Here is a 1,569-nt window from a genome sequence, read left to right as displayed (position 1 = left end):
TGTCTGTACCACGAACGCAAGAATTCAGCGGCATGCATGGACAAGCGATGCATAAACCTGTAGCTGATCAGAATATGTTGGCCAATCAGTCTGCCAAACAAACAGAGCTTCTAAGAGGGAAAAACACAGCGATCGAGCAATCAAACGGACTTCATATTCGCAGTGATCAAGAAGGTCAGCAAGGTAACGCTTATCAGCAGGCAAAACGTAAGCGTACACAGTTATCCTCGGATGTTGATGAACAGGAGGCGGCTCCTACACATCCGTACAAAGGCCATAGGCTTGATATTAAGTTATAAAATGAAGGCATCATATGAAAGGCAGGCTATGAACGATGCAGCCATACTTGCAATATATCGTATTACTAGGAGCGGTTGTTATTGTCGGTGCCTTTGTAATGCCTCGTAAGAAGCAGGATACAGCTCTACCGTCACAATCGATGCAAAACATGGAAACCGCGCTGGAGCAGTTTATGGAGAACATGGAGAAGGATAATGAGGATCTCGTGCTCCTCGTTAGAACTGCTCAGCAAGAATCGAAATTAGATGCGGATCGCAAGGAGCAGCGTATTGTAGAATTGGAGCGGAAATTCGAACAGCTCACAGAGCAGTTGCAAAAGAAAATGTCCAAGTCCACGGCCTATATTCGTCCAGTGGAAACCCCATTGCCAGCGGTCTCATTAAATTCGAATGAACATCTTGTTAAAGATGCGCCTGTTGTTGAACATATTATAGAAGAGACAGTTCGGATGAACACCATCCAGGACAGATATAAAGAGCTGTTTACACTTTATGAGCAAGGGAAATCGATTGAAGCGATATCCAAAAAGCTTGGTATGAACAAAGGTGAGGTACAGCTTATTATACAGCTTGCTAAGCAGGAGGATTCTGTCCATGCTTAAAAGTCGAGTATTTCTTATGGGATTAGGTGCAGGTATCATCATTGGCGCTTTGTTGTTCCAGCTGATGCTCTCTGGCGAGCAAAGCAGGCAAAGGCTAAGTGACTTAGGAAAAGAGTCAGATGAGAAGCTTTACACTCAACTAGAAGTTGATGCTTTGTTAAAGGCAAATCAAGACTCGCTTCAGCTTAATAAGGACAACACAGGGGGACAGGAGACTAAGCCTGCTGCTGATTCTGACAAAGCTAAGGAGCAGACAAGCGAGGCGAAGACTGATAAAGCTGCGCCTACGGCTACGGCAGTCCCTGTTCAGGAACAGTCTGAGATCAAGCATGTTATAAGAATTAAAGCAGGCTCTAGTCTGACGAATACAGCAGAGCTGCTTGCTTCGAATAATATTATTAAAGATAAAACCGCTTTTGTATCAAAAATGAAAAAGTCAAAGAAGCTGGTTCGCGCCGGTTATTTTTTGTTTCATGAGGAGATAACGGTTGAAGAAGCCATTCGGATCGTAACCGGCGAGCCTTTAACATCTTCAGAAGTAAATCTTCTAACTGCCAACAAAAAATAGCTATCCTATCTTTTCTGAAACGATTGTTGCATGCGATGTGTATTTATGGTATATTAATTCACGGTGTTAAAAACGCACGCAGGTCAATTTTGTCAAACGG

The 1,569-nt window shown here is 43.3% G+C and carries 3 protein-coding genes; all 3 read left to right on the top strand.

Annotated features, from left to right (window positions below; all coding sequences use genetic code 11):
* The coding region (locus tag AC1DSE_RS35090) for a hypothetical protein (protein ID WP_477529104.1) at positions 1 to 299 on the top strand (299 nt) is incomplete at its 5' end.
* Between the two features lie 35 nt (positions 300 to 334).
* On the top strand, positions 335 to 901 hold the full coding sequence (locus tag AC1DSE_RS35085; RefSeq protein WP_477511414.1) for a DUF6115 domain-containing protein: 567 nt from the start codon (positions 335 to 337) through the stop codon (positions 899 to 901).
* On the top strand, positions 894 to 1,469 hold the full coding sequence (locus AC1DSE_RS35080; protein WP_477511413.1) for a hypothetical protein: 576 nt from the start codon (positions 894 to 896) through the stop codon (positions 1,467 to 1,469). Before AC1DSE_RS35085 ends, AC1DSE_RS35080 begins: the two co-directional genes overlap by 8 nt.
* The last annotated feature ends 100 nt before the right edge of the window (positions 1,470 to 1,569 follow it).

Source organism: Paenibacillus sp. 01L418, from assembly GCF_056400045.1.
The sequence above is the reverse complement of the archived record's forward strand: the minus strand, read 5'-3'. Positions and strand labels throughout refer to the sequence as shown.